We start from the raw sequence: 5,158 nt of genomic DNA, 5'->3' as shown, positions 1-5,158 counted from the left end.
ATCGCGCAGGTACTCGGGCGCGCCCGGGTACGTCTTCACGTCGATGCCCGGCACCGATTTCGCCATGTCCATGTAGTTCGTGCCGAGCGCGACGCCGAGCTTCTTGCCCTTCAGGTCTTCCAGCGACTTGAACTGGCGCGTGTCGTCCTTGCGCTGGATCAGCTGCGCGGACGAGTACGTGTACGCCGGCGAGAAGTCGAGCGTTTCCTTGCGCTTGTCGGTGATGCCGACCTGGTTGGCGATCACGTCGAACTTGCCGGCCTGCAGGCCCGCGATGATGCCGCTCCATTCGGTCGTCACGAATTCGGCCTTCACGCCGAGCTTCGCGGCGACGGCCTTCGCGATGTCGACGTCGAAGCCGACGAGCTCGCCTTGCGGGCTCTTCGAGTTGAACGGCGGGAACGTGCCCTCGAGGCCGACGCGCAGCGTGCCACGTTGTTTGACCTGGTCGAGGAGGTCGGCCGCGTGGGCGGTCGCCGCGGCGAACGACGTGCCGATCACGCCGGCAACCAGCAACTTCTTCAGCAGCGAAAATTTCATCGTGTGTGTCCTTGCCCTGTCCGGGTCAATGATTCTGATCGTGAAGCCGATGATAGCAAAAACGCTATCGATCATTAAATACAGTTTGTTTATGCCTATATTACGCGCTGCGTTCGCGGGCGATCGCCTTCACGCATTCGGATACGAGTGCCGGGCCGCGATAGATGAAGCCGGTATAGAGCTGGACGAGCGCCGCGCCGGCCGCCAGCTTCGCACGGGCGTCCTCGCCCGAGAAAATGCCGCCGACGCCGATGATCGGCACGTCGTTGCCGACTTCCGCATGCAGCTTGCGGATCACTTCGTTCGACGCGTCGAACACCGGGCGGCCCGACAGGCCGCCGGCTTCGTCCGCGTGCGGCAGGCCCTGGACGGCCGCGCGCGACAGCGTCGTATTGGTGGCGATCACCGCTTCGATCTTGTGACGCAGCAGCGTATCGCCGATTTCCTTGACCTGTTCGTCGTCGAGATCGGGCGCGATCTTCAGCGCGAGCGGCACGAGCTTGCCGTGCAGATCGGCCAGGCGCTGCTGCTTGTCTTTCAGCGCGGCGAGCAGTGCGTCGAGCTCGCCCGCGCCCTGCAACTGGCGCAGGTTCTTCGTGTTCGGCGACGAGATGTTGATCGTCACGTAGCTCGCGAACGGGTACACGCGCTCGAGGCAGTACAGGTAATCCTCGGCGGCGCGTTCGATCGGCGTGTCGGCGTTCTTGCCGATGTTCAGGCCGAGGATGCCGCGATAGCGGGCGGCCTGGACGTTCTTCACGAACTGGTCGACGCCGTGGTTGTTGAAGCCCATCCGGTTGATCAGCGCCTCGGCCTGCGGCAGCCGGAACATCCGCGGGCGCGGGTTGCCGGGTTGCGGGCGCGGCGTGACCGTGCCGACCTCGATGAAGCCGAAGCCGAGCGCCGCGAGGCCGTCGATGGCCGCGCCGTCCTTGTCGAGGCCGGCCGCGAGGCCGACCGGGTTGCGGAACGTGAGCCCCATCACGGTGCGCGGCGCGTCGGGCACGCGGGCCGACAGCGCACAGGCGAGGCCCGTGCGACCGGCCGCGCCGAGCGCGCGCAACGTAAGGTGGTGAGCGTCTTCCGCATCCATTTTGAACAGGGATGCGCGGGCCAGCGGGTAGAGGGAACTGAACACGGGAGTTGGGCGGACAGCCGGAATGAATGACAACCGGCTATTTTACCGGGAGTTGCGCGGCACGGGCGTGCTTTGCTTCGTAGCCGCCGCGGCGCGCGTCAGCCCGAGCCGGAATGCCCGCCCGGCAAGGGCGCGCGCGCCAGCGCCGCGTCGACGGGCGGCAGGTCGATCCGTTCCGGATCGAGCGTCTTCCAGCGGCCGTCGATCAGCCCTTCGAGCGGGTGGAAGTTCGCCTTGTAGGCCATCTTCGGGCTCTCGCGGATCCAGTAGCCGAGGTACACGTAGGGCAGCCCGAGGCTCTTCGCCTGCTCGATCTGCCACAGGATGTTGTAGGTGCCGTAGCTCGTGTGCCGGTCATCCGGCTCGAAGAACGTATAGACCGACGACAGCCCGTCGCCGAGGATGTCGATCATGCTGACCATCCGCAGCTTGCCGGGTTCGCCGCCCGGTGCGTCGAGGTCGCGGAATTCGACGAGACGCGAGTTGATCCGGCTTTGCAGCAGGAATTGTTCGTACTGGTCGCGGCTGTCGCGATCCATGCCGCCGCCTGCGTGGCGCGCGGACTGGTAGCGCATGTAGAGCGCGTAGTGCTCTTCGTCGTAGTGCAGCGGCGAGACTGTCGCGACCAGCGCGCGGTGCCGCTTCCACATCCTGCGCTGCGTGCGCGTCGGCGCGAACTCGCCGACCGGCACGCGCACCGGCACGCAGGCGCGGCAGCCGTCGCAGTACGGGCGGTACGTGAAGACGCCCGAGCGGCGGAAGCCGGCCTTCACGAGCTCGGTGTAGATGTCGGAATTGATCAGGTGGCTCGGCGTCGCGACTTGCGAGCGCGCGATGCGGCCGTCCAGATAGCTGCACGGATAGGGCGCCGTTGCATAGAATTGCAGCGCCGAAAGCGGTGAAAGCGGCAGCTCAGTCGGGTGAGTCATGGGCAGCTCTCGATGCAGGGAAGGAGTGCCGCGCTAGCGCTCGGTCCCGGTGGGCGCCGCCGTTTCAGCGGGGCTCGTCAGCGCGGCGAGCACGCGCTTGTCGAACTGCCACGGAATCGGCGGTTCGGCTACCGCGCTGCGCACGTGAGCGACAAAGGCCTTGCGTGCGATCTCGCGGCCGCCGAGCGACGCTAGATGCGACGTATTCTGCTGGCAGTCTATCATCTCCAGCCCCTGCTCGCGAAGGTGCGCGATGAGCGCGGCCAGCGCGATTTTCGACGCATCGGTCACGTCAGCATACATCGACTCGCCGAAAAACATCCGGCCGAACGACACGCCGTATAGGCCGCCGACGCGGCGCCCGTCGTGCCACGTCTCGATGCTGTGCGCGTTGCCGGAGCGGTAGAGCGACGTATAGGCGTCGATGATCTCGGCGGTGATCCACGTGCCGCGCTGCCCGCGGCGCGGCGCCTGGGCGCATGCCCGCATCACGCCGGCAAAATCGTGATCGACGCGCACTTCCCATTCCGGCGCGCGCAGCACGCGCTTCAGCGTCTTGCGCAGCGACGGCGATACCTTGAATTCGGCCGGCACGAGGATCATGCGCGGGTCGGGGCTCCACCACAGCACCGGCTGGCCGTCCGAGTACCACGGGAAGATGCCGCGCAGGTACGCGTCGATGAGCCGCGACGGCAGCAGGTCGGCGCTCGCGGCGAGCAGCCCGGGCGCCCCGGTCGCGGGACCGAGCGCGCGTTCGATGGACGGAAACGGATCGTCCGGGCCGAGCCAGGGAACCATGGGTCGAGGCTCAGCCGTTACGCAGCGAGCGGAAGATATCGCCGGTGTGCACGCCGTAGTCGCCGGCGGCGCGATCCGCGAAGAAGAAGCGCAGGGTCTGGCTGACGGTCGGGAACGCGATCTCGTCCCACGGGATGTCGGCTTCGTCGAACAGTTTCACTTCGAGGCTTTCCTCGCCGGCTTCGAAACCCGGATCGGTGAGCCGCGCAAGATAGAACAGGTGGACCTGGTGCACGTGCGGCACGTTGAGCAGCGTGAACAGGTTCTGCACCTCGACGCGCGCGCCGGCTTCCTCGAGCGTCTCGCGCGCGGCGGCTTCCGCGGTCGTCTCGCCCATTTCCATGAAGCCCGCCGGCAGCGTCCAGAATCCGTAGCGCGGTTCGATCGCGCGGCGGCACAGCAGGATCTGGTCGCCCCAGACCGGCACCGTGCCGACGACGTTGCGCGGATTCTGATAGTGGATCGTGCCGCAGTGATCGCAGACGAAGCGCTCACGGTTGTCGCCCGGAGGAATGCGCGCGAGGACTTCGTGACCGCAGACGGAGCAGAATTTCATGTCGAATGGAAGGGACGAGGTGATGCGAGTGTATCACCGGGCCGCGGCATTCTCGAACGCCTGCGCATGGGGCGGCGTGTCGTGCGAAACGGTGGGTGCGCGGGTGAAGAGGGCGCGGCGCCCGGACGCGTAAAAAACAAAAAGCCCGGCACGAAGCCGGGCTTTTTGCGAAATTCTGGACGGTTGGTTGCGGGGGTAGGATTTGAACCTACGACCTTCGGGTTATGAGCCCGACGAGCTGCCAGACTGCTCCACCCCGCGTCCGTCGAAGAAATGAATTATATGGGCTAACCCGAATGCGTGCAAGTGTTTTCTGACAATCGCATGACGAGCGCGGGTGGGGCCGGTACGGGAAGGCACGTGCGCTAGAATCGAGCGGTTTGTGTCGTCATCCCGGCAGCGGCCCTGCGCGATCGCATCGGCGCCGTTGCGACTCTCATTACTGCATCGACGGATTCATGGACATCGCTCACGATCTGCAATCGATCGGCGCGCAGGAACAGGCGCTCGTGTTTCCCCATTTCGACCCGGCCCGCGCGTGGGCGCTCGGCAACCGGATGCATGCGCTCGCGACGTCGCGCGGTCATGCGATCGCGATCGACATCGTCACGTTCGGCCAGCCGCTGTTCTATGCGGCGCTCGCGGGAGCCACGCCCGACAATGCCGACTGGGTGCGCCGCAAGCGCAACGTCGTCGCGCATTTTCGCCGTAGTTCGTACGCGATCGGCCTGCGCATGCAGCAGGCCGGCGCGACGCTCGCGGACAAGCACGGGCTGCCGGTCGCCGAGTATGCGTCGCATGGCGGCTCGTTTCCGCTGATCGTGGCCGGCGCCGGCGTGATCGGCTCGATCACCGCGTCTGGGTTGCCGCAGCGTGCGGACCACGAGTTCGTCGTCGAGGCGCTGTGTGCGGAGCTCGGTCACGACTACGCGGTACTGGCCCTCGCAAGGAGCTGAGCGATGCAACTGCCTGGTTACGCATGGCTCGCGATCGCGATCGTCGCGGAAGTGATCGGCACGTCCGCGCTGCGCGCGGCGGACGGCTTCACGCGCTTGGGGCCGTCGGTGCTCGTCGTCGCCGGTTACGGCGTCGCGTTCTACTGCCTGTCGCTCACGTTGCGCACGATGCCCGTCGGCATCATCTATGCAGTCTGGTCGGGTGCCGGCATCGTGCTGATCACGCTCGTCGCGATGCTGC

The 5,158-nt window shown here is 66.4% G+C and carries 7 protein-coding genes and 1 tRNA gene; 2 read left to right on the top strand and 6 right to left on the bottom strand.

Translation table 11 applies throughout. The features are described from left to right. The 6 genes from JMF90_RS23285 to JMF90_RS23260 form a co-directional block, all read right to left on the bottom strand. On the bottom strand, window positions 1-540 hold a 540-nt coding region (locus JMF90_RS23285; RefSeq protein ID WP_201325474.1), incomplete at its 3' end, for a transporter substrate-binding domain-containing protein. A gap of 100 nt (window positions 541-640) precedes the next feature. Further along, window positions 641-1,678, bottom strand: a complete 1,038-nt coding sequence (locus JMF90_RS23280) for a quinone-dependent dihydroorotate dehydrogenase (protein ID WP_027807358.1) — start codon at window positions 1,676-1,678, stop codon at window positions 641-643. Window positions 1,679-1,776: 98 nt separating this feature from the next. After that, the gene (locus JMF90_RS23275) at window positions 1,777-2,607 is read right to left on the bottom strand and encodes an arginyltransferase (RefSeq protein WP_006476113.1); all 831 of its coding nucleotides are present in this window, start codon (window positions 2,605-2,607) and stop codon (window positions 1,777-1,779) included. 33 nt (window positions 2,608-2,640) lie between these two features. Continuing rightward, a complete protein-coding gene (gene aat, locus JMF90_RS23270) occupies window positions 2,641-3,405 on the bottom strand; it encodes a leucyl/phenylalanyl-tRNA--protein transferase (RefSeq protein ID WP_006476112.1) in 765 nt (254 codons plus the stop codon). A gap of 10 nt (window positions 3,406-3,415) precedes the next feature. Next, window positions 3,416-3,961, bottom strand: coding sequence for an NUDIX hydrolase (locus JMF90_RS23265; RefSeq protein ID WP_006476111.1), 546 nt, complete (start codon window positions 3,959-3,961; stop codon window positions 3,416-3,418). A 184-nt stretch (window positions 3,962-4,145) separates the two neighbouring features. Continuing rightward, a tRNA-Met gene (locus tag JMF90_RS23260) sits at window positions 4,146-4,222 on the bottom strand. A 197-nt stretch (window positions 4,223-4,419) separates the two neighbouring features. Between JMF90_RS23260 and JMF90_RS23255 the strand changes: the two genes are divergently transcribed. Next, on the top strand, window positions 4,420-4,917 hold the full coding sequence (locus JMF90_RS23255; protein WP_077179988.1) for a heme-degrading domain-containing protein: 498 nt from the start codon (window positions 4,420-4,422) through the stop codon (window positions 4,915-4,917). 3 nt (window positions 4,918-4,920) lie between these two features. Further along, window positions 4,921-5,158: multidrug efflux SMR transporter (locus tag JMF90_RS23250; protein ID WP_201325473.1), on the top strand; the 238-nt coding region annotated here is incomplete at its 3' end.

The organism is Burkholderia sp. E168m23 (genome assembly GCF_016586125.1).
GTDB lineage: Bacteria > Pseudomonadota > Gammaproteobacteria > Burkholderiales > Burkholderiaceae > Burkholderia > Burkholderia orbicola.
This window is presented reverse-complemented; position numbering and strand designations above follow the sequence as displayed.